Origin of the sequence: Candidatus Nitrospira allomarina, assembly GCF_032050975.1 — a bacterium.
Classification (GTDB): domain Bacteria; phylum Nitrospirota; class Nitrospiria; order Nitrospirales; family UBA8639; genus Nitrospira_E; species Nitrospira_E allomarina.
In genome coordinates, this window is record NZ_CP116967.1 from 837,926 (window position 1) to 860,000 (window position 22,075).

The window sequence follows — 22,075 nt, forward strand, 5'->3', positions numbered from 1 at the left end:
GGAAATTTTCAAACTTTGTTACTGCGCTGGATCCTAACGAGCTCAGCGTATTGAAGAATGAACTGATAACAGGCAGTGACTTACCCATTGTGGCCGGCTCCAGATTGAGCCTCAGACGGAGCCCCCGCGCCGGTTAACTTGGCCACGATGTCCTTGACATTTCCAGTTTTCATGGCTTCTTCCATGGTGGTTTTAGCTTGTTCAATGCCCTGGTTCGCTACATCCAGAGTTATAGTTGTGGTCCCAATTTTTTCAGCATGCTTAATGATTAACGCTTTAGTACAATCCCGCATAAATCCAGCAGGAGCTCTTTCCAATCGTTGGAGGGCATCCGGCTCCCACATATACGGGTCGGCTCCATTAGTGTCCCCAGCGTTTTCCTTATTAGATTCAGAGACCATAGTTGCCGTCTCCCCAGCCGTTTTATTGGCGAAAATTGGTGTGTAGTCTTCACTTGCCGCTTCCTGAATCATCGCGCCTGAATATTCCAAGGTAATCGTGGTCATTCCCAGTTTCCTGGCCGTTTTTTCGATTTTCGCTTTTGCACGTCGGCGTTGGAACCCAGCGGGAACGGCTCGAATTGCTTCACGAGCATCTTTCGTCCACTGCATGGGGATATCGTCATATGCCACTTGTGTTTCCAAGCCACCTTCAGCTTTGGCCGCCGCATCAAAAATAGATTTATCGACTTGTTTAAATTGCGCTCCATCCAAACCACAAACAGGACACATCACTGGATGGTCGCCTTTCCCAATATATCCACAGCCACCACAGACGTAATAGTCTCTCGACATTCGAGCCAGATACGATTTATTTCCTGCGCTCATTGGCTCAGGAGCCTCCGCCGGGATTTCCTCCACCACCTGGGACATCATACCGCTCAAGGTTGAGCCCATTAGGTCCTGCGCAACTTCATTGCCTGCCTGCATAGTATTCCGATCGACTCCGGCCGCATCGAGAGTACCACCGAGAGTTTTCATTGCGTCCATCGCACCCTTGGGTAAAATATCCCCAACCGCATCATCAATGACTGAATTACTGATGATGGTATGACCCTTTTCGATGGCATATCGATGTATCGCAGTCTTGGCCACTCCCCGCGCAAAGACCGGTATCTTTTCCATCCGTCTTAAGGCTTCTTCCGTCCAGGCAATTGTGTATTCGGCCTGTGTGTCTATCGGAGGAACAAACTTCTTATTGGATATTAATATATTACAGGGAGCTGAACGCAAAAGATTTTCGGCATTACTGCCAATATCCATATCATCATCGCTATGCACCCCAATCCGTCCAACGATAAGCAGCCATGGCTGCTCTTTTCGAACGTACTGAATGATTTTCTCAAACGCTTTGCCGTCAAGTAGAGTGGTCTTAATATCTTCGCCCTCATCCTGTGCGACATCGCGCGAGACATCAAGATGAGACTGGTAAATTTTCGCGAGTCCGCTGTCAATGACTTCCTCGTGAAGCTTTTCCTGCTCCTTAAATCGAAACACCTTCCCAGCCTCTTCATTCAAGACACCGGAAATACTGTGAAACGCCGCATAATGAAAATAGGGATCGAATGCGGATATCGCTTCTACCGGCTTATTGAGGGCCTTTCCCAGGGCAAGCGCGGTCTTCAGTCCGCCAAAGGAATAATGGCTCCCATCCACAGCTACTACTATTTTCCCACCGTTTATGGGTTTGGTGTCTTTTACAATGAACATGTCTGAATTACGAATCCGACGGATCACACGTTCTGTGTTGCTCCCGATCACAGAGTCCTTCACCGCACCAACTCCCAAGGCTCCCATAATGGTCAAGTCATACCCATTTTTTGTGATATCTTCCGCAATTGCTTTCCAATTTCGCCCCTCAAGTGAGCGTCGCTCTAAAGGAATGTTCGCTTCCGCGCATTTCTGGTCGACAAAATCCAAATATGAATCTGTAATTATCTGCAAGCCTCTGGTGATAAGGGAATCATGAATTTGGCGTTGGCGATCTAACTCTTTTTCATCGTGATATTCCTCAGGAAGACCTGCCTCCATTTGCTTAAACCGCTTATCATGCATCTTGGCCGCATATACATGGCTTCCCACAATTTTCGAACCGAAAATTTTCGCGAATTGCACTCCCAGTTCCACAGCCATATTCGAATGGTCTGAATTATCAACCGGGACATATATTGTTTTGTACATCAACAAGCCTCCTTAACAGATTTCCGCCATAGAAAAAGCGGCACCAGGCCCTCGTCTCAATCGCCGGGAAATTTTTATAAACAGATGTTTTTTCACATGAAATAAGAGCGGATCTTACCACTGGGAATTCTAGGTACGCAACCCAACGACGATTTCCACCTTGACATGAGTGAAATATAAAAAACCCTATATTTATCAAATGCGTGGAAAGACTCATACTAGCATTTACCCAGCCCAACAAATTCATGGAAAGCGCGTAAAAAACACTCCCCAATCATATGGTGCGGAGCCCTTAGGTTACACATGGCGAGTAGATGGGGCTTACAAACTTTCACAAACGAATCTATTAATATTCTGCTCTTGGTGAAAAGACGCAAGACTTAATTCTCCGAAAAACGAGCCTCGAATTGCCAAAGATGGCAACTAACGCTGCAACCTAACCATCTCCGTGAAATTATTACCGGCCTAGCGTCCGGCAAATCAATCGAAATGAGGAAAGCCATTCTTTAGTCCGTCTCACTTTTTGTATTTTTCTTATGAGAACTTTGCGTTATGGGAATTTTATGTTTTACTGACCTTTAGCGGAAAACAAAGAACGAAACCTGAGAAACCTCATTTTTTTCGGTTTTTGGAAGACCGAAATTGCGGATAGAGGTTTAATTGCGCTAAATTAAGTGTTTTGTGCTTTGCTTTATTCACCAACTGAGACCATATCGTTCTGGCATGTGGGCTCAAGCAATTGGTTAGGGGGAACTCTTGATGAGACAAACCAATTTTCTCTTTACTTCCGAATCGGTTACGGAAGGGCATCCGGATAAGATTGCCGATCAGATTTCCGACGGTATACTTGACGCAATCATTGCAAAAGACAAGAACTGCAGGGTGGCCTGTGAAACCATTCTGACTACAGGAATCGCCTTTGTGGCCGGAGAAATTTCCACCAGGGCGTATGTAGAAATTCCTGAGATTATTCGTGAGACAATTCGTGAGGTGGGATATACCGATGCGACATGGGGATTTGATTATAGTACCTGCTCGGTGTTGACCGCCATTCATAACCAATCGGGCGACATTGCCATGGGGGTGGATTCAGGTGGCGCTGGCGATCAAGGGCTAATGTTCGGCTATGCCTCGAATGAAACCCCAGAACTCATGCCAATGCCCATAATCCTGGCGCACCGGTTAACCAGAAAACTGGCGGAAGTTCGAAAAAAGAATATTCTGCCCTGGGTTCGGCCTGACGGAAAGTCACAAGTGACGGTCGAATATAAAAACGGGAAACCCATTCGCATTGACACCATCGTTCTTTCCACCCAACACAGCGATGCGGTCACCTCAAAGAAAATCGAAAAAGATGTGATGGAAAAAGTAATTATTCCCGTCATGCCTAAGAAATTTTTCAATCAAAAAAATATTAAATTTCACATTAATCCCACTGGACGATTTGTCACCGGAGGTCCTATGGGAGACACCGGACTAACTGGACGAAAAATCATCGTAGACACGTATGGCGGGGTTGGCAGTCACGGAGGTGGAGCTTTTTCCGGAAAAGATCCCAGTAAGGTAGACCGATCAGCCTCATACATGGCGCGATATATTGCTAAAAATGTCGTTGCCGCCCAATTGGCAGAAAAATGTGAAGTGCAATTGGCTTATGCCATCGGAGTTGCAGAACCAGTTTCTGTTTTGGTTGATACAAAAGGCACAGAAAAAGCGTCCGTTGAGCAGATCGAAAAGCTCATCATCAAACACTTTCCGTTGACTCCAAGAGGCATCATTGAGCATCTGAAGTTGCGCCGCCCGATTTACAAAAGAACGGCCGCATACGGACATTTTGGGCGAAACGAACCAGGATTCACCTGGGAAAAAACCGACATAGCGAATGCACTCAGAAAAGGGGCAGGCCTCTAATTTTTAAGCGCCTCCGCCATTCGAGTAAGGGGGATTTGAAGGCCCCCTTCTTATGTCCAGCATCTTCAATCACTCATCCTGAGAAGGGGAAGTAATTTCTATGAGCACTGCAACTATGACTAAAGCCGCCGCAACTGACTATAAAGTTGCAGATATCCGTCTGGCCGACTGGGGACGAAAAGAATTATGCATTGCCGAAACAGAAATGCCGGCATTGATGGCCCTTCGAGAGAAATATCATGACTCCCAACCATTAAAAGGGGCCAAAATTCTTGGCTGCATTCACATGACTATTCAGACCGGCGTGTTAATTGAAACGCTCATCGAACTGGGAGCTGAAGTTCGCTGGTCTTCCTGTAATATCTTTTCAACACAGGATCATGCTGCCGCTGCCATCGCCGCAAAGGGAATTCCTGTATTTGCCTGGAAGGGTGAAACAGAAGAAGAATATGAGTGGTGCCTGGAACAAACCATTTTAAAAGATGGCCAACCGTGGGATGCCAACATGGTTCTGGATGACGGTGGGGACTTGACGATGATGCTCCACCAAAAATATCCAGCCATGTTAAACCGTATTCATGGAATCACTGAAGAAACAACCACCGGGGTTCATCGCCTACAGGAAATGTTAAAAAATGGCACGCTAAAAGTTCCCGCCATTAATGTGAATGATTCAATTACCAAGTCAAAGAATGACAATAAGTATGGTTGCCGACACAGCTTGAATGACGCAATCAAACGCGCGACTGATCACCTCCTGTCAGGGAAAAAGGCCCTCGTGATTGGATATGGAGACGTCGGAAAGGGCTCGGCTCAATCACTCCGACAGGAAGGCATGATTGTCAAAATTTCAGAGATTGATCCCATCTGTGCCATGCAAGCCTGCATGGATGGTTATGAAGTGGTCTCTCCCTATAGAGGTGGGATCAATACAGGCAAGGTCGAAGACACCAACTACGACCTTCTCCAAAACACAGATATAGTCGTCACAGCTACCGGCAACTTGAATGTCTGCGATTCAGCCATTCTGCAATCCCTGAAATCTGGGGCGGTCGTTTGCAATATCGGGCACTTCGACAATGAAATCGATACTGCCTTTATGCGAACGAACTGGCAATGGGAAGAAGTAAAGCCGCAGGTGCATACAGTCTATCGTGACAAAGCCAGCAATGATCACCTCATTTTGCTGTCCGAAGGGCGCTTGGTGAATTTGGGAAATGGGACCGGGCATCCATCCCGAGTCATGGATGGTTCATTCGCCAATCAAGTCCTCGCTCAAATTTACCTCTACGAGCGGAAATTCGCCGACCAGAAAGGTGGACCAATTACAGTGCAGGTTTTACCGAAACATCTCGACGAAGAAGTGGCAGCCCATATGGTTCGAGGTTTTGGAGGGGTTATCACTAAACTCACCCAAACACAGGCTGACTATATTCACGTACCAGTCAACGGTCCGTTCAAAGAAGACAGCTACAAATACTAACATTTACCTTAGGGTAGTTTTTCTCAGTGACCTCTTCACCGAGCAGATAACAAATGATGATAATGTTTCTACAACATTGATTGCGAATTCAAAATAACCACGGACATTAGTATTGAGGGGGCCTTGGTTTTAGAGGGCCCCCTAGCTTTTTTCAGACAATCTGATATTCTATTCACATGAAAGATATCAAGGTTGAATGCTGCTATAGTATTGCCTCTTCCCAACTAAATTGGTACATTAAAAGCTCAACCCACTCTTTTACACGGGAAAATCGAGTCCCGTGTTAGTCGGTTTCAATAACCCACTTTCGTATATGTAAAAGAGATTTCAATCCTAAGGTTTTATTTCACTAACAAATCCCTCACCGTTGAGTTTTCCCTTCAGTATGGGAAAAATCATCTGTGGTGATTGGAGATATAAGAGGACTTAGTCAGCTATGTCACGAACGTTAGATCCCTCCTTAGCCGGAACTCCTCAACGCGATTACCCCACAATGATTCTGTTTGGGTCAATTGTGTTGACCACAATCGTCGGTCTCCCATTGTATGCATATTTTTACGATTTTTCCTGGGTAGATTGGACCATGTTTATTGTCCTTTACCTATTTACAGGATTAGGTATTACGGTGGGCTATCACCGGTTAATTACCCATCGGAGCTTTAAGTGCCCGAACTGGATTAAAGCCACCTTCTTAATCGCAGGCGGTATGGCATTAGAAAACTCAGCGTTAAAATGGGCTAGCGACCATATTAGGCACCATGCCCGGTGCGACCAGAAAGAAGACCCCTATAACGCCACACTGGGCTTTTGGCACAGTCATTGCGGCTGGATTTTCTGGAAGGATCCCAATCGTGACCCCAAATATGCCACACGCCTTCTGCAGGATCCTCTGATATTGTGGCAGGACAAATATTATCTTCCCATTCTTTTGTCTGGACTTGTGCTGCCATTCGTCGTAGGATTTTTATACAATGGGTGGATTGGAGCTATAGGGTGCTTCCTCCTGGCTGGGCTCGCACGTACCTTCTTTGTCCTAAATTCAACATTCTTCATTAATTCTATTTGCCATATCTGGGGTGATCAACCCCATGGAACATCTGATTCGAGCCGAGATAGTTGGTGGATATCATTACTTACATTTGGAGAGGGATATCACAACTATCATCATATGTATCAAAGTGACTATCGAAATGGAGTTCGCTGGTATAATTTTGATCCATCCAAGTGGCTTATCTGGACGTTAAGCAAATTTGGCCTGGCCTATGATCTTCGTCGCCAGGCTCCTAACCAGCCGTAACGACATTTAGCATTTAGAGGCTCCTCCGGACTGGATTGGAATCTCGGACGGAGCCTCCTCTCCTGCTTTTTTGTTATCCGGCCAATCTCTCACACATCTCATTATTGCGCACCTAAGAAGTCGTGTGATAAATTCGCCTGCATTCACGCGGGTTTTTGACAATATGATTACAAGTGAACTTCAAAAAAATACGGGTAGATTTCTGATGAATACCTATACCCGCCTACCCATTTCCCTTGTTCGAGGAAACGGATGCCTGGTGTATGATGCAGAAGGACGGGAATATCTCGATTGTCTCGCGGGGATTGCCGTCAATATCCTAGGCCATGCCCAGCCTGATCTTGTGGAGACCATCACGCGACAAGCCCGGCAACTCATTCATACCTCCAACCTGTTTTATACCGAACCCCAAACCAGACTGGCCCAAAAGCTCGTCGAACTGTCCTTTGCGGACAAAGTGTTCTTTTGTAATAGCGGAACAGAGGCCAACGAGGCCGCGATAAAGTTAGCCAGGAGGTATGCACACAACACCTTTGGTCCGGATCGGTTTGAAATTTTGACCATGGTGAATTCCTTTCATGGACGAACATTGGCGAGTCTCACTGCAACCGGGCAGCCAAAATTACAAGAAGGATTTGGACCGCTTGTTCCTGGCTTTCGATACGTTCCATTCAATGATCTGGAAGCCTTAAAAGCCAATATTACTCCCCAAACGGCAGCTGTGCTGTTAGAACCCATTCAGGCTGAAGGTGGGATCATAGTTCCCCATCCCTCCTATCTGAAGGGACTTCGAGGGCTCTGCACAGAAAAACAGATCCTTCTAATTTTCGATGAAGTCCAAACCGGGATGGGTCGCACGGGAACGTTGTTTGCTTATGAGCAGTTCGGAATCCAACCCGACATTATGACGCTGGCTAAAGGCTTGGGGGGAGGTCTCCCCATTGGTGCCTGTCTAGCTACCGACACCGTCGCAGCGGCATTTCAACCAGGCACTCACGCCTCCACGTTTGGAGGCAACCCTTTAGCCTGCGCGGTAGCCCTGAAAGTCTTAGAACTCCTCATTGAAGGCGGAAAACTTGAACAAGGGCTGGTTGCCGGTCGCTATTTTGCCAAAGGACTTGGCTCTCTGAAAGAGCAATTCTCTTGCATCCATGAGGCCCGCGGCATGGGCCTCCTCCAGGGTTTAGAATTAACCATTGACGGAAAACCTCTCGTCCTGGAATGCCTTGAGCGACGGGTCCTAATCAACTGCACTATGGGAAAAGTCCTCCGATTTGTGCCTCCCTTAATCATCAGTAACGCACAGATTGATCGGCTCTTGTCCGTCCTCTCTGACGTTCTTTCCAAACATCGATAAATCATGTCGTCACCAAGGCAGTCTTCCCGTACCCGAAAATCCAAACCTTTGGCACAGCGCAAGAAGAGGACCGCCCTTCCTAAGGACTTGCTGACGATAGCCGATATTCCCAGGGATGCGATTCATCATTTGATTACCCTTGCCCAAAAAATGAAAGCTGCTAGAGGGCAGGGTCGTTCCACCTTTCCGTTGAAGGGCAAAACGTTGGGTCTTATTTTTGAAAAACCCTCTACGCGAACCAGGGTTTCGTTTGAAGCCGGCATGAATCAACTTGGTGGGCAAGCCATATTTCTGGCGTCCGAAAAAATACAATTGAGCCGTGGAGAAAGTTTAGCTGATACGGCAAAAGTCCTGACGCGATACTTGGATGGACTCGTCGTAAGAACATTCAACCAAACCACTTTAGAAGAATGGGCCCAACATACCTCAATTCCTGTTATCAATGGGTTAACAGACGATTGTCACCCCTGCCAGGCATTAGCTGATCTTTTGACCATTGTCGAACACAGGGGGCACGCAAAAGGATTAAAGCTGGCGTATATTGGAGATGGAAACAATATCACCCACTCCCTTGTCGAGATAGGGGCCAAAGTCGGTATGCATGTATCCGTAGGATGCCCAAAAGGCTATGAACCTGAACCCCGAATTGTCGCAGCAGCCCAGGATGAAAGCCAACAAACAGGTGCCAGAATTGAAATTACCCATGATCCTAAGATTGCTGCCATGGACGCTGATGTAATTTATACAGATGTGTGGATCAGCATGGGCCAGGAACACCAACAGGAACCACGTATGGAAGCTCTGACGCCTTATCAAGTCAACGGGAAACTCATGCAACGTGCAAAACCCAATGCCATCCTCATGCATTGCCTGCCGGCCCATCGGGGGGAGGAAATAACTGAAGACGTGCTGGACGGCCCACAATCGGTCGTTCTGGATCAAGCCGAAAACCGCCTACATATCCAAAAAGCTATTTTGCTTCAATGGTTGGGAAGAAAGCCTTCATGAAGAAACGAGCCGGCGCAACCTCCCGCAACACCCCATCCCGTCCTTTAGCATCTCCTCAAACAAAGCGGCCACAAAAACCGGGAGATCAAAAACTCTGGGGAGGGCGATTTCAAGGTCAAACACATCAACTAGTGGAGACGTTCACCGCCTCGATCAAGGTTGATCGCCGCCTGTATGAATACGACATTGAAGGCAGCATTGCCCACTGTAAAACGTTACAACGGGCTAAGGTCTTGCCGCAGCGAGAATGCCAGACCATTATTCGAGGACTCCTGACCATTCGGGAGGACATTCGCGCCGGCCGTCATCAATGGAAGACCGAAGATGAAGATGTGCACATGAGCATTGAACGGCGCCTGACTGAGCTCATTGGGCCCGTTGGCGGGAAACTCCACACCGGCCGAAGTCGGAATGATCAAGTCACCTTGGATCTTCGGCTCTACCTTAGGGATACTCTCCAACACCTGAGCAACGATCTCCGTTTACTTCAACAGTCGCTCGTAACGCTCGCTGAGCGGTATATGGGTGTGATGATGCCGGGCTATACACATTTACAGAGGGCCCAGCCCGTCCTCTTTTCGCATCATGCCCTAGCCTATGTTGAAATGGTTGAGCGGGACAAAGGGCGTCTCCATGATGCCTTGGTTCGAATTAACGTCATGCCGTTAGGTTCCGGTGCGTTAGCTGGAAACAATTACCCGATCGACCGACACTATACCGCATCCATATTACATTTCCCTCGCGTGACCCAGAATAGCCTGGATGCCGTATCTGACCGAGATTATGTCATTGAGGTGCTTAGCGCTTGCGCCATCGTGATGATGCACCTCTCTCGTTTAAGTGAGGAGCTGATTTTATGGTCATCACAAGAATTCCACTTCACAGACCTTCCCGACGGGTTTTGTACAGGCAGCAGCATGATGCCACAGAAAAAAAACCCAGACGTCCCTGAACTGATCCGTGGAAAAACCGGTCGGGTCTATGGACATTTGTTCAGCCTCCTGACCACTTTAAAAGGATTGCCTCTCAGTTACAATCGAGACCTTCAAGAAGACAAAGAACCGTTGTTTGACACATTGGATACCGTGACGATATCGGTTAATATTTACGCAGAACTTCTGGCTCAACTAACGATACGACCTGAGCCTATGAAAGAAGCAGTGTCTCAGGGTTTTCTGCTTGCCACGGAGTTGGCAGACTATTTGGTTAAAAAGGGGATGCCTTTCCGTGAATCTCACCACGTGGTGGGAAGTCTGGTACGGGAGTGCTTAGCGAAAGGGAAGGATTTGGGACAACTCACCCAGCAGGATTTACTGAATGCCTCATCGTCTTTTGACGCCAAGGCATTTCAAGTTTTAACTCCTGAAGCTGCGATTAACAGTAAAAACATTATAGGTGGTACCGCTACAGCGCAAGTCACAAAACAGATCAAGGGTTGGAAAAAATCATTACAGGCCGAAATGAAACATTCGATGAAAAAACAGTGACCGGTATGAGGCAAATCCTAAAAATTCCTACCGGGTATTTCCTCATTTTTTGCACACTGGGGCTCCTCTCCTTTTCAAGTTGCGGAGCAGTGGGCCCTCCCATCCCCCCAGAAAAAGTTGGCATTGAAGCCAAGAGACTCAAGCAACAGCAAGATCAGGCCAAAACAGAGGGAGCCCTTGACCAGGACCCCCTCAATGTACCACTGGAAGAAGCAGTGGAATTACCCACTGTGTATCCTATCGATACCCGATAATACACAGGGATTTGTCCAGGGAGAACCTCACGAGGTACAATGAGGCCCCCCACAGTCTCTCCAACTGTTTGTGGAGGATAAAAGAATGGATACCTCTCTCACTCACGGTGCAATTCGTCCCAAACTTCTGTTGCTTGACCCTTATCCAAGAAATAATCCTTATCGTATGACGGCTAGTGAGCGCCGGTCGATCTGGTTTCCGAAGCTCAGCCTACCAGCGATTGCCGCCTATACTCCAACAACATGGGATGTCGAAATCGTGGATGAAGCCGTTAAGGATATCGATTTTGAGACTCCCTGTGATGTGGTTGGAATATCCATCATGACGTGTTATGCCCCGAGAGCCTATGAAATCGCGGATGAATTTCGTCGACGGGGAAAACCGGTCATTCTTGGAGGAGTGCATCCCACCTATTGCCCAGATGAAGCCATTCGCCATGGGGATGCCATTGTCTGCGGGGAAGCTGAAGACCTTTGGCCTCAAGTCATTACCGACATCGAGGCCGGGTCCCTGAAACGAATTTATCGCATGGACCGATTTCCAACCTTGAGTCATTACAAACCCCCGCGTATTGAATTGCTCAGCCCGGATTCTTACATGACCAGGCTTTGCACCTTCACGACGCGAGGATGTCATTTTGATTGTGAGTTTTGCAGCGTTTCGCCATTTAATGGAAAAACCACTCGACGCCGACCCGTTCCCGAAGTCATTGAAGAGCTGAAACGAGCCAAAGAATGGCTGCGCTCGGACATTATTGAACGAATCACCCGTGGGTCACTTTCCCACGCCTTAACAACGTCCCTGAAAATATGGGTAGGGTTGGAAGAAGGTTCGATTGTTGCTTTTGTGGATGACCTGCATAATAGTCATCGTGCCTACTGCCGTGACTTATGGCAGGCCCTGAAATCTCTCAATATTAAATGGGGCTGTCAGTCCACTCTCTTTCTTGGGGATGATCCTGAAATGGTACGATTGGCTGCCGATAGCGGTTGCGTATCGGTTTTTGTCGGGATGGAATCGTTGTCGGATGATTCGCTCGATGAAACCAACAAAGGATTCAACCAGGTGCGGAAATTTGAAAACCAAATTAAAATGTTTCATGACCATGGCATCATGGTGAACCCCGGTCTCGTGTTTGGATTTGACAATGATGACGAATCGGTATTTGAGACTGCCGTAGAATTTTTGACACGAAACAAAGTCGAATTGGCCTACTTTAATGTGTTGACCCCCCTTCCAGGGACGGCCTTGTTCGAACGCTTTAAGCAGGAGGGCCGGATCATTGATCAGGACTGGTCGAAGTATGACGGCAAGCATGTGGTATACACACCTAAACGTATGTCAGCGGAGCAATTACAGGAAGGATTTTTCTGGGCCAACCACCAGTTTTACTCCTGGCCCTGCATCTGGAAACGCATGGGGCATAAGAGCCCACGACTGATTCCCCGCCTTGAAATGAATTGGGAATTTCGAAAATTAATATACCGCACCACACCCAAAGGCGCTCTATCTCCCCTGGCTACAGTCTTAAAAAATCTGCAAACCAAGCTCCCGACATGTGAAACTCAGCAACTCGTTCCTAACGCTCTTCACCCTCAACCATCTCCTGATTCCTACCACCAGGAGCTCTGCTTGAAAATGAAAGCTCGTCGTCACGATGCCTTTGCGGCGTTGTTCATTGATTTGGAGGGAACATTAGACCACCTGAATGCCAAAGAACTATTAAAAAGAATTACACAAGCTGGACGTGAGGCCAAAATGGACATCGTAGTCAACTTTGAGCATATAAAACATGCGACTCCAAAAGCTATTTACACATTACTTGATGGGGAAATTCTCAGAGCCATCACCCCACACACAAAATTACGGTATCGAAACTTAAAAGAAGCTTTTCAATCTATTGTTTCCGAAATCGCTCATGAAAATTTGGACCTGTTTGATGAGGATATCCAGCATGCATGACTTTCACTACCAGGGGGACGGATTATTCTGTGAGGAGGTCCCCATTCGCCACATTACGGAACAGGTGGGTACTCCCTGTTACATTTATAGCCACCGGACATTGATTCGACATTTTCATGCTTTTGATCAAGCCTTCAGTGCCATTCCACATATCGTGGCCTTTGCCATGAAAGCCAATTCGAATCTGACCGTCTTGCGTCTCCTGGCCAAGGAAGGGTGTGGTGCAGACATCGTATCTGGTGGAGAACTTTTCCGGGCATTAACAGCCGGAATGGCACCCAACAAAATCGTCTTTGCCGGGGTCGGCAAATCCAAAGAAGAAATTCAATATGCATTAAAGTCTGATATTCTGATGTTCAATGTTGAATCTCCCGGTGAACTCCAGCAGATCAATGAGGTCGCTGGCTCCATGGGCCTTCGCGCCAAAGTGGCGTTACGCATCAATCCGGATATTGATCCACAAACCCATCCGTACATCTCTACCGGATTAAAAAAAAGCAAATTCGGAATTGGAGCGGACCGGGCACTTGAAGAATTTGATGCAGCTGGGAATCTTCCTCACATTGAAGTGGTAGGCGTTCATTCACATATTGGTTCCCAATTGACCCAGGTCACCCCATTTGTTGATGCCTTAAAAAAAGCTATCGCCTTAATTCAAACACTGCAAGCCAAAGGTGTCCACATTCAGTATCTCAACATAGGTGGAGGCCTTGGTATTACCTACTCGGACGAAACGCCTCCCCATCCCAAAGAGCTGGCTGAAGCTATTTCCCCGTTGCTACAATCCGTCTCATGCCAAATTATTATGGAACCGGGCCGGTCCATTGTTGGGAACGCGGGCATCTTGGTGACGAAAGTGCTGTATAACAAGGAAAGCGCGGACAAGCATTTTGTGATTGTTGATGCAGCAATGAATGATCTGTTACGACCAAGCTTATATGATGCCCACCACGATATTCAGCCGGTATTAAAAAAAGAGTCATCCGCAGTCAACACGGTTGATGTAGTTGGACCCATTTGTGAATCAGGAGACTTTTTAGCAAGAGATCGAAAAATGCCCCATTCTCAACCTGGGGATCTCCTGGCCGTCATGAGTGCCGGAGCGTATGGATTTACCATGGCTTCAAATTACAATTCCCGGCCACGCGTCCCCGAGGTGCTTGTGAAAGGGAAGGACATCACAGTCATTCGGAAACGAGAAAGCTACGATGACCTCATTCGAGGCGAAACCATTTCAGAAGCCTTCTCGAACTGATTCGATTTAAAGTCTTGTGTTGATTCGCCAAGGCGTTCGCCGTTTTGTCGTTACAAACACAAAAAATCCCAACACCAAAATATTGAGGTCAGAATTATGTTCAGCGGTTCGTTAGTCGCTATTGTCACCCCATTCTCAAAGGGAAATTTTGATGAAAAGGCCATGGCCGATCTCATCGAATCCCAAATTTCTTGTGGGACCCATGGCATTGTACCTTGTGGGACGACAGGCGAATCAGCCACCTTGACCCCTGAAGAGCATGAACGGGTCGTTTCATTCACCGTGGAAGTGGTGAATAAGCGGGTTCCTGTCATTGCCGGAACAGGCTCAAACTCTACCGATGAAGCCATTACTTTTACAAAACATGCCAAAGCCGTGGGTGCCGATGGGGCTTTGCTCATCACGCCGTATTACAATAAGCCCACACAGGAAGGGCTTTTTCGTCATTTCTCCGCCATCGCCAATGCTGTTAACTTACCCCAGATTCTTTACAATATTCCAGGGCGGACCAGCATCAACATGTTGCCGACCACGGTGAGCCGCTTGTCGGAGATTCAGAATATTATTGGCATCAAGGAAGGCAGTGGATCTCTCCAACAGGTGTCCGAAATTATACAACAATCCCGACCTGGCTTCCTTGTGCTCTCAGGGGATGATCCCTTGACACTCCCTATGATCGCCCTTGGCGGGAAAGGCGTGATCACCGTCACCGCCAACGTCGCCCCGACCGATATGGCAAACATGGTGAACGCTGCATTAAAAGGTGACTACGAAACAGCTAGACTCCTTCACTACAAACTTTCTCCTTTATTTGGAGCATTATTTTTGGAGACTAATCCCATTCCTGTGAAAGCGGCTCTATCCATGATGGGAAAAATGTCAGAAGAAGTTCGACTGCCGCTTACCCCGCTAACTGCGGAATTTCGACCTGCACTCCAAAAAGCCTTGCAACAAGCCGGAGTGCTCTGAGGAAAGAAAACACATGATTCGAACAATCATTACCGGCGCGGCCGGTCGAATGGGCATGCGATTAGTCGCATTAACTCGGGGCACCCCTGGACTACAGCTTTCCGGTGCAGTCGAAGTAAAAGGGCATCCCGCTATTGGAAAAGATGCTGGCGAAGTCGCCCAGATCGGGCAAATGAACATTTCGATTACCGACGATCTCCAAACCTGTCTCTCACAGGGTGATGTGGTAGTCGACTTCACGGCTCCTTCATCCTGTCTGGCCAACCTCGAGCATGTCGTCAAATCCACCAAGGCCATGGTCATTGGTACTACCGGATTCACAGATCAAGAATTGGCCCAACTTAAAACATTCGCGCTCAAAATCCCCTGTGTGTTTTCCCCAAACATGAGTGTAGGGATCAATGTGCTCCTCAGCACCGTCGGGAAAATCGCCAGATCTCTAGGTGAGCAGTACAACATCGAAGTAATCGAAGCCCATCATAATAAGAAAAAGGACGCCCCCAGCGGGACTGCCCTAAAACTGGCTGAGGCTCTGGCAGAAGGTATGGAATGGGATTTACAAGAAGTGGGGGTCTATGCACGACATGGTATGACCGGCGAACGGAAGACTCGTGAAATTGGCATGCAAACTATCCGTGCAGGAGATATTGTTGGCGATCACACCATTTTATTGGGTGGGCCAGGAGAACGCATAGAAATAACCCACCGGGCTCATACTCGCGATACCTTTGCTCAGGGCGCGCTCCGGGCAGCGGAATGGGTAGCCCAAAAACCACCTGGCCTCTATTCCATGGCCGACGTCTTAGGCTTATCCTAGGACAACTTCCCGAATTTATCCGCCATGTCGGCCTGAAAGATGCCAGCCAAAAAAAATTTCAAACACACCCAATTATAAGCTATACCTCATCACCAACAATTGCATGAGACCTAGCCTCTTACATCTCACCACGCCATTCGATCGCGCACTTACGAATCCTGACCTACAGGACTCCATTCATCCCGTCGATACACAATTCTTTCATTGACAAAGCCGAAGAGCACGTGGTCTTATCGAAAGAGATTCAAGGACCACATTCACTCATCAACGCTTCGCTTTGACTCTCACCGGACATGGTAAGAATTAGCGAAGATATATCATGTAAAAGGAGACTGGCTATAATGGATATTTTTGGGAAAATTCCTCTCGTCGAGATTCCCGTGCATGTAACCCCGGATCAGAAGAAGTGGCTGGATAAAATGGTAGAAGAAGGAAAAATTGCCATTCCTCCAGGTGGAACTCTGGAAAAAGGATCAGTTATTTCTATGTTCCTCAGAATGCTCATCCACAATGCCATGGAAGAGCAGATGCGCCAAGCCGCCATCGACGCCGAAGACGAAGAAGACGATGATGAATAGCGAACTGATAAAGGTCCTTTTTAAGAGCTTTCTATTGCCAACACATCTAGCTCCTTATATTGATTGTCAAAAATTTTCAAATGTTCATCATTATTGAATTTGAAAGTTCATAAATAACATTCCATAAATTAGTCCTCTACTTCCTACTAATTTTAATATTTTATCCAAAGGCTTTTTTGTAAAATTCCGCTAAATTCGAGCAGATTTTATGGCCCGAATTTTAGGCCAGTTTGGCACAGACGGATTTAACTTCTGTATAGAGATCCAACGCCTCGTGGCCCATTTCCCGTCCCCAACCGGATTGTTTGTACCCGCCAAATGGGAGTGACGCATCAAAAATATTATGGCAATTAATCCAAACCGTTCCAGCTCGTAATTGAGCAGCAATCCGATGTCCCTTACTTAAATCTTTTGTCCAGACCGCGGCCGCCAATCCATAAATATTATCATTGGCCTTGGCGACCACTTCTTCTACTTCCGTGAAAGGTTCCGCGCACACCACAGGGCCAAAAATTTCTTCTTGGATAACCTTCATGTTTGAATTGGTATTGACCAACACGGTCGGTTCAACAAAATATCCTTTGTCTCCAGATCGTTTCCCACCCGCAGCCGCTTGAGCGCCTTCAGCAAACCCCGATTCCAAATATCCCAGAACACGGTGTTGCTGTTCATCAGAGACTAATGGCCCCATTTGAGTAGTAGGATCTAGTCCCGGACCTATCTTAATTTGTTTGGCTTGATCAGCAACCCCCGCCACAACCTTGTCAAAAATGCTTTTTTCCACATACAGCCGTGAGCCTGCGGCGCAACATTGTCCATGATTAAAGAAAATCGCACTGGCTACTCCGGGTATTCCCGTTTCCAGATCAGCATCCGGCAAGACGACACTTGGTGATTTCCCACCAAGTTCCAACGTGACTTTTTTAAGATTCCCTGTCGCAGCATTCACAATAAGTTTGCCCACTTCAGTCGATCCAGTAAATGCAATTTTATCCACATCAGGATGAGCAGCTAAGGCCGCACCTGCGGTTTCTCCATAGCCGGGAACAATGTTCACAACTCCTTCTGGAAATCCTGCCTCGATGAACAACTCTCCCAACCGCAATGCTGACAAGGGAGTTTGTTCAGCCGGTTTCATCACTATAGTACAGCCCACGGCCAAAGCCGGGCCAAGTTTCCATGCCGCCATTAACAGAGGAAAATTCCAGGGAATAATTTGCCCGACAACTCCAACCGGCTCACGAAGGGTATAGGCTAGGAATTGAGACCCAGGCATATAGGGAACCGAAATGGGAATGGAATTGCCCTCAATTTTTGTTGACCATCCCGCCATGTATCTAAACAAATCCACAGCCAATGGAACGTCTGCTGCCCGCGCAATGGTTAACGGTTTACCGTTATCCAGAGACTCTAACTGAGCAAACTCTTCCAAGTTCGACTCCAGAAGGTCCGCCAACCGCCACAGGAGTTTGCCGCGGTCAGAAGGCGTCATCTTTCGCCATGGGCCTTGTTCAAATGCCTTTCTGGCAGATTTCACGGCAAGAGCAATATCAACCTTATCGCCTTCCGCCACCTCCGCCATTACTTCACCCGTTGCAGGATTAAACGTGGAAAATGTTTTGCCCGATTGTGAGTTAACCCACTGACCATTAATCAGCATTTTTCGTGGATGGGACACAAAAGATTGGACAGCCGGATGAAGCCGTTCAGTTGAAGTCGCCATGCTCATTTGGGTACCTCCATTTTTTCAAGAAAAATCATCTGTATTGGAACTCAAGAACAGGCCTATGAATTGACTCAAAAACATAAGGGGGTTGAAAATCTGATATTGGCACTGGTTCCCTTCTTGCCTTGGACTTCACCTATGACTCCAAGGGATTTTGAACTGCCTCTTATTATGGCGAGGAATCAATATCTAGTGCAAACCTTAGTCCGTTAGATTTTCCTTTGAAGTATTAGAATAAACCACTTTTGAGCAGTTTTTTGAAATTGGTCGCGATAGGATGTCTTGCCTTTTATGCGAACCTTTTCAAAAAATTCCATTTTTTCGGATAGAGGAGTATAGACAGCCAGTTGGGGATCCACACTTTGCAATAACGGACTGTTGCATATTTACATTATATTTTTTCTTATAGATAAATGGCAGAAATCCCTATGAGGAAAAACAATGGAGTTCTCCAAAAGACTTACCCCGCAAGCCCGTCGCGGCTTTGGCAAACGGGGGTACAAAGGAGTACTAAATCACGACCAAAGGCGAGAACGACACTGGCGGAGTTTTTCACCCTCCCTAAGCAGGGCAATAGATGGAAGGCATCCTTCGGCCATTGGTTGCAAAGGGTGTTAGGTAAACCAGGAGGGGGCTTGGCTGGGCAACCAGTAAAACAAACTCCCAACCAAATTTTGGCTATGTAATAATAAGAGGACTATCGTAGTGTAGGAAAGACCTCTTCCGCGGCAGCAATCGTCTGATTAATGTGCCTAAGGGTGTGAGCAGTTGAGAGCAACATGGCTTCAAATTGAGAGGGAGCCAAATATATTCCATGATTGAGCATTCCATGAAAAAATTTAGCGTATCGTACGGTGTCTGATTTTTGGGCCCCGGCGTAATCCGTGACAGGTCCTTCGGTAAAAAATCCACCCAACATGGAACCAACCCGAGTTTGATAGTAGGAAATTTTTGCTTTCTTAGCTGCTTCTCCTAATCCCTCGGCCAACACTTTGGATTTTTTTTCTAAATCCTTATAGACTCCCGGTGTTTGAAGGATTCGGATAGTCTCTAGTCCGGCAGCCACCGCCACTGGATTTCCGGAGAGAGTTCCGGCCTGGTACACCGGTCCAGCCGGGGCAATCAATTGCATTATTTCCTTGGTGCCCCCATATGCTCCAATGGGCAAGCCTCCCCCGATGATTTTCCCTAAAATCGTGAGGTCAGGAATGACTTTATAGAGGCCTTGCGCTCCACCCGGACCCACTCTAAAACCAGAAATGACTTCATCGAAAATTAAGAGGATATCGTACTTTTTAGTGATCATTCGGAGCCATGGCAGAAATTCATCCGATGGAGGAATCACCCCCATATTTCCTGCAATAGGCTCTACAATAATTGCGCCCAAACTTTGGGCATGTTTATGAATGAGTTTTTCGGTAGTTTTAATGTCGTTATATGGCGCGGTCAGTGTGTGGCGGGCAAACGATTCTGGTACGCCAGGGCTATCAGGTATCCCTAGAGTAGCCACGCCTGATCCGGCCTTAACGAGCAAATGGTCAGCATGCCCATGATAGCAGCCTTCGAATTTCAATATTGAGTCCCGTTTAGTGTAAGCCCTGGCTAAACGAATTGCACTCATAACGGCTTCCGTCCCCGAATTTACAAGACGGACTTTCTCAATTGAGGGAACCATCTTGATAATGATTTTGGCTAATTCCACTTCCCCCTCCGCTGGGGCCCCATAGCTCGTCCCACGTTTCGAGGCACTGATGACAGCCTTTATTACCCGCGAATTTGCATGCCCAAGAATCATAGGCCCCCAAGATAAAACATAATCCAAAAATTTATTGCCATCCACGTCTTCTAACAAAATTCCTTTAGCTTGCTTAATAAATAAAGGATCTCCCCCGACTGAACGAAATGCTCTGACGGGACTGTTAACACCCCCTGGAATAAATGAATTCGCTCGTTGAAATAAAGCACGGGACTTTGTTGTTTTCACGAAATTTTTCCTCAATTTTTAAAATCAATTTATAGATCATTTGAGCACGTCAGTACCCAAAAGGAAAACCAACCCAAGCGCTTTCAAAAATCCCTACCATTCCAAAGAATTCAACAATTTAATTTCCGTATTCTTCAAAACATTCATACATAACTCGCAAAAAATTATTAAGAATCGTTTAATTTCGTCTCCTTCAGTCTGACTCCAATTTTACAAAGCTTCAACAATACCACTACTTTTTTTCCAGAGAAACAACCAGCCATCCAATTTCCCCCATATTTTACTATTCAAAACCTAGGAACATTTAGAGACCGGTTTTAATTATATATATCTATGTAACTTGAAAATATTACCGGAAACAATTGTCGCATTTTCCTGCCTTCTTTCCATACGTAGAGTGCAAAATTTTCCTATTTATTTTTTAAAACTTTTAGCCGAAAATTTCAGAATACCGTCAACAATCAACAATTTTTAATCATATTAGGATAAACCGATGTATTGTGAACAACGGAGAAAGAATGAAATAACAATTCTTGATTGTTTTGGAAGATTTGATGAAGGTGATACAAAACAATTTATTCAGTGGCTTGAACGATTACAAAACCATGGCATTCAACATTTGATATTAAATTTGTCTCCTTTGTACTACTTGGATCCTAAAGTGGTGAATCTCCTTTACTTTGCTCAGGAATTTCTTCAATCGAATTCAGGTACATTTTCATTGGTAAGCCCACTTAGTTCGGTAAGGAATGAACTTGTTCGGGGGAAAATTCCTCATACCATACCCACATTTGATACCATGTATGATGCTATGCATCGCCCACACTGTGCTTTTAATGAATGTTAAACTTAGTATGGACTTCATTGAAATAGAAAAGCCCAGGGATGATGAATCCCTGGGCTTTTCCTATTTAAATCTCGGCAACGACCTACTTTCCCACAGCCTCACGGCTGCAGTATCATCGGCCCTGGAGGGCTTAACTTCCGTGTTCGAAATGGGAACGGGTGGTACCCCTCCGGTAAGGTCACCGAGAAAGTGTCTGCGAATAGTAAATATTAATTTAAAAATGTATCAATATACTAATTTTTAAATCAAACTCACATATTCACTTAGACCATGTCTATCAAGAACAAATGTTGTTAAGTCGCACGGCCGATTAGTACTGGTTAGCTTCAGGCCTCACAGCCCTTCCACACCCAGCCTATCAAACTCGTAGTCTACAAGTGGCCTTTAGGGAGGTTACCCTCCGTGTGATCTAATCTTGAGGCTAGCTTCCCGCTTAGATGCTTTCAGCGGTTATCTAAACCGGACATAGCTACCCGGCACTGCCGCTGGCGCGACAACCGGCACACTAGCGGTCCGTCCATCTCAGTCCTCTCGTACTAGAGACAGACCCTCTCAAATCACCTCCGCCCACAACAGATAGGGACCGAACTGTCTCACGACGTTCTGAACCCAACTCTCGTACCGCTTTAACGGGCGAACAGCCCGACCCTTGGGACCGGCTTCAGCCCCAGGATGCGATGAGTCGACATCGAGGTGCCAAACTTCCCCGTCGATGTGAACTCTTGGGGGAAATCAGCCTGTTATCCCCGGCGTACCTTTTATCCGTTGAGCGATGGCCCTTCCACGCAGAACCACCGGATCACTAAGCCCGACTTTCGTCCCTGTTTGAGCTGTCGCTCTTACAGTCAAGCTCCCTTTTGCCTTTACACTCAATGGCTGATTGCCGACCAGCCTGAGGGAACCTTTGGGCGCCTCCGTTACCTTTTGGGAGGCGACCGCCCCAGTCAAACTACCCACCA

At 46.8% G+C, this 22,075-nt stretch carries 16 protein-coding genes and 2 rRNA genes (1 of these 18 only partly in view); 13 read left to right on the top strand and 5 right to left on the bottom strand.

Annotated features, from left to right (window positions below):
• Positions 1 to 80 precede the first annotated feature (80 nt).
• On the bottom strand, positions 81 to 2,180 hold the full coding sequence (locus PP769_RS03615; protein ID WP_312645304.1) for a universal stress protein: 2,100 nt from the start codon (positions 2,178 to 2,180) through the stop codon (positions 81 to 83).
• Positions 2,181 to 2,939: 759 nt separating this feature from the next.
• On the opposite strand from PP769_RS03615, the gene metK reads away from it, so the two are divergent.
• The 12 genes from metK (at position 2,940) to PP769_RS03675 (ending at position 16,559) form a co-directional block, all read left to right on the top strand.
• The gene (metK, locus tag PP769_RS03620) at positions 2,940 to 4,091 is read left to right on the top strand and encodes a methionine adenosyltransferase (RefSeq protein WP_312645306.1); all 1,152 of its coding nucleotides are present in this window, start codon (positions 2,940 to 2,942) and stop codon (positions 4,089 to 4,091) included.
• Between the two features lie 100 nt (positions 4,092 to 4,191).
• A complete protein-coding gene (gene ahcY, locus PP769_RS03625) occupies positions 4,192 to 5,574 on the top strand; it encodes an adenosylhomocysteinase (RefSeq protein ID WP_312645309.1) in 1,383 nt (460 codons plus the stop codon).
• A 436-nt stretch (positions 5,575 to 6,010) separates the two neighbouring features.
• The gene (locus tag PP769_RS03630; protein ID WP_312645312.1) at positions 6,011 to 6,871 is read left to right on the top strand and encodes an acyl-CoA desaturase; all 861 of its coding nucleotides are present in this window, start codon (positions 6,011 to 6,013) and stop codon (positions 6,869 to 6,871) included.
• Positions 6,872 to 7,076: 205 nt separating this feature from the next.
• Positions 7,077 to 8,228, top strand: coding sequence for an aspartate aminotransferase family protein (locus PP769_RS03635; protein ID WP_312645314.1), 1,152 nt, complete (start codon positions 7,077 to 7,079; stop codon positions 8,226 to 8,228).
• A gap of 3 nt (positions 8,229 to 8,231) precedes the next feature.
• Positions 8,232 to 9,236 carry an ornithine carbamoyltransferase gene (gene argF, locus PP769_RS03640; protein WP_312645316.1) on the top strand — a complete coding sequence of 335 codons (1,005 nt, stop codon included), beginning with the start codon at positions 8,232 to 8,234 and terminating at the stop codon, positions 9,234 to 9,236.
• On the top strand, positions 9,233 to 10,723 hold the full coding sequence (argH, locus tag PP769_RS03645) for an argininosuccinate lyase (protein ID WP_312645318.1): 1,491 nt from the start codon (positions 9,233 to 9,235) through the stop codon (positions 10,721 to 10,723). The genes argF and argH overlap by 4 nt, the downstream gene beginning before the upstream one ends.
• A 5-nt stretch (positions 10,724 to 10,728) precedes the next feature.
• Positions 10,729 to 10,977 (top strand): hypothetical protein, encoded by a 249-nt coding sequence (locus PP769_RS03650; RefSeq protein ID WP_312645320.1) that lies wholly within the window; start codon positions 10,729 to 10,731, stop codon positions 10,975 to 10,977.
• 85 nt (positions 10,978 to 11,062) lie between these two features.
• The gene (locus tag PP769_RS03655; protein WP_312645322.1) at positions 11,063 to 12,940 is read left to right on the top strand and encodes a B12-binding domain-containing radical SAM protein; all 1,878 of its coding nucleotides are present in this window, start codon (positions 11,063 to 11,065) and stop codon (positions 12,938 to 12,940) included.
• The gene (gene lysA, locus PP769_RS03660; RefSeq protein WP_312645324.1) at positions 12,933 to 14,195 is read left to right on the top strand and encodes a diaminopimelate decarboxylase; all 1,263 of its coding nucleotides are present in this window, start codon (positions 12,933 to 12,935) and stop codon (positions 14,193 to 14,195) included. The genes PP769_RS03655 and lysA overlap by 8 nt, the downstream gene beginning before the upstream one ends.
• 96 nt (positions 14,196 to 14,291) lie before the next feature.
• Positions 14,292 to 15,164 carry a 4-hydroxy-tetrahydrodipicolinate synthase gene (gene dapA / locus PP769_RS03665; protein WP_312645326.1) on the top strand — a complete coding sequence of 291 codons (873 nt, stop codon included), beginning with the start codon at positions 14,292 to 14,294 and terminating at the stop codon, positions 15,162 to 15,164.
• Between the two features lie 13 nt (positions 15,165 to 15,177).
• Positions 15,178 to 15,981 carry a 4-hydroxy-tetrahydrodipicolinate reductase gene (dapB, locus tag PP769_RS03670; protein ID WP_312645328.1) on the top strand — a complete coding sequence of 268 codons (804 nt, stop codon included), beginning with the start codon at positions 15,178 to 15,180 and terminating at the stop codon, positions 15,979 to 15,981.
• A gap of 341 nt (positions 15,982 to 16,322) precedes the next feature.
• Positions 16,323 to 16,559, top strand: a complete 237-nt coding sequence (locus PP769_RS03675) for a hypothetical protein (protein WP_312645330.1) — start codon at positions 16,323 to 16,325, stop codon at positions 16,557 to 16,559.
• Positions 16,560 to 16,779: 220 nt separating this feature from the next.
• Here the strand turns inward: PP769_RS03675 and PP769_RS03680 are convergent, their stop codons facing one another.
• Together PP769_RS03680 and hemL are read right to left on the bottom strand one after the other, a co-directional pair.
• On the bottom strand, positions 16,780 to 18,282 hold the full coding sequence (locus PP769_RS03680; protein ID WP_312645331.1) for an aldehyde dehydrogenase family protein: 1,503 nt from the start codon (positions 18,280 to 18,282) through the stop codon (positions 16,780 to 16,782).
• A gap of 700 nt (positions 18,283 to 18,982) precedes the next feature.
• Positions 18,983 to 20,269 carry a glutamate-1-semialdehyde 2,1-aminomutase gene (gene hemL / locus PP769_RS03685; protein ID WP_312645333.1) on the bottom strand — a complete coding sequence of 429 codons (1,287 nt, stop codon included), beginning with the start codon at positions 20,267 to 20,269 and terminating at the stop codon, positions 18,983 to 18,985.
• Between the two features lie 493 nt (positions 20,270 to 20,762).
• On the opposite strand from hemL, the gene PP769_RS03690 reads away from it, so the two are divergent.
• Complete coding sequence (locus PP769_RS03690; RefSeq protein WP_312645336.1) at positions 20,763 to 21,116, top strand: STAS domain-containing protein; 354 nt, start codon at positions 20,763 to 20,765, stop codon at positions 21,114 to 21,116.
• Positions 21,117 to 21,185: 69 nt separating this feature from the next.
• On the opposite strand, the gene rrf is transcribed toward PP769_RS03690, so the two are convergent.
• Both rrf and PP769_RS03700 read right to left on the bottom strand, forming a co-directional pair.
• Positions 21,186 to 21,302, bottom strand: a 5S ribosomal RNA gene (rrf, locus tag PP769_RS03695).
• 103 nt (positions 21,303 to 21,405) lie between these two features.
• Positions 21,406 to 22,075: ribosomal RNA gene (locus PP769_RS03700) — 23S ribosomal RNA — on the bottom strand; it runs 2,342 nt beyond the window's last position.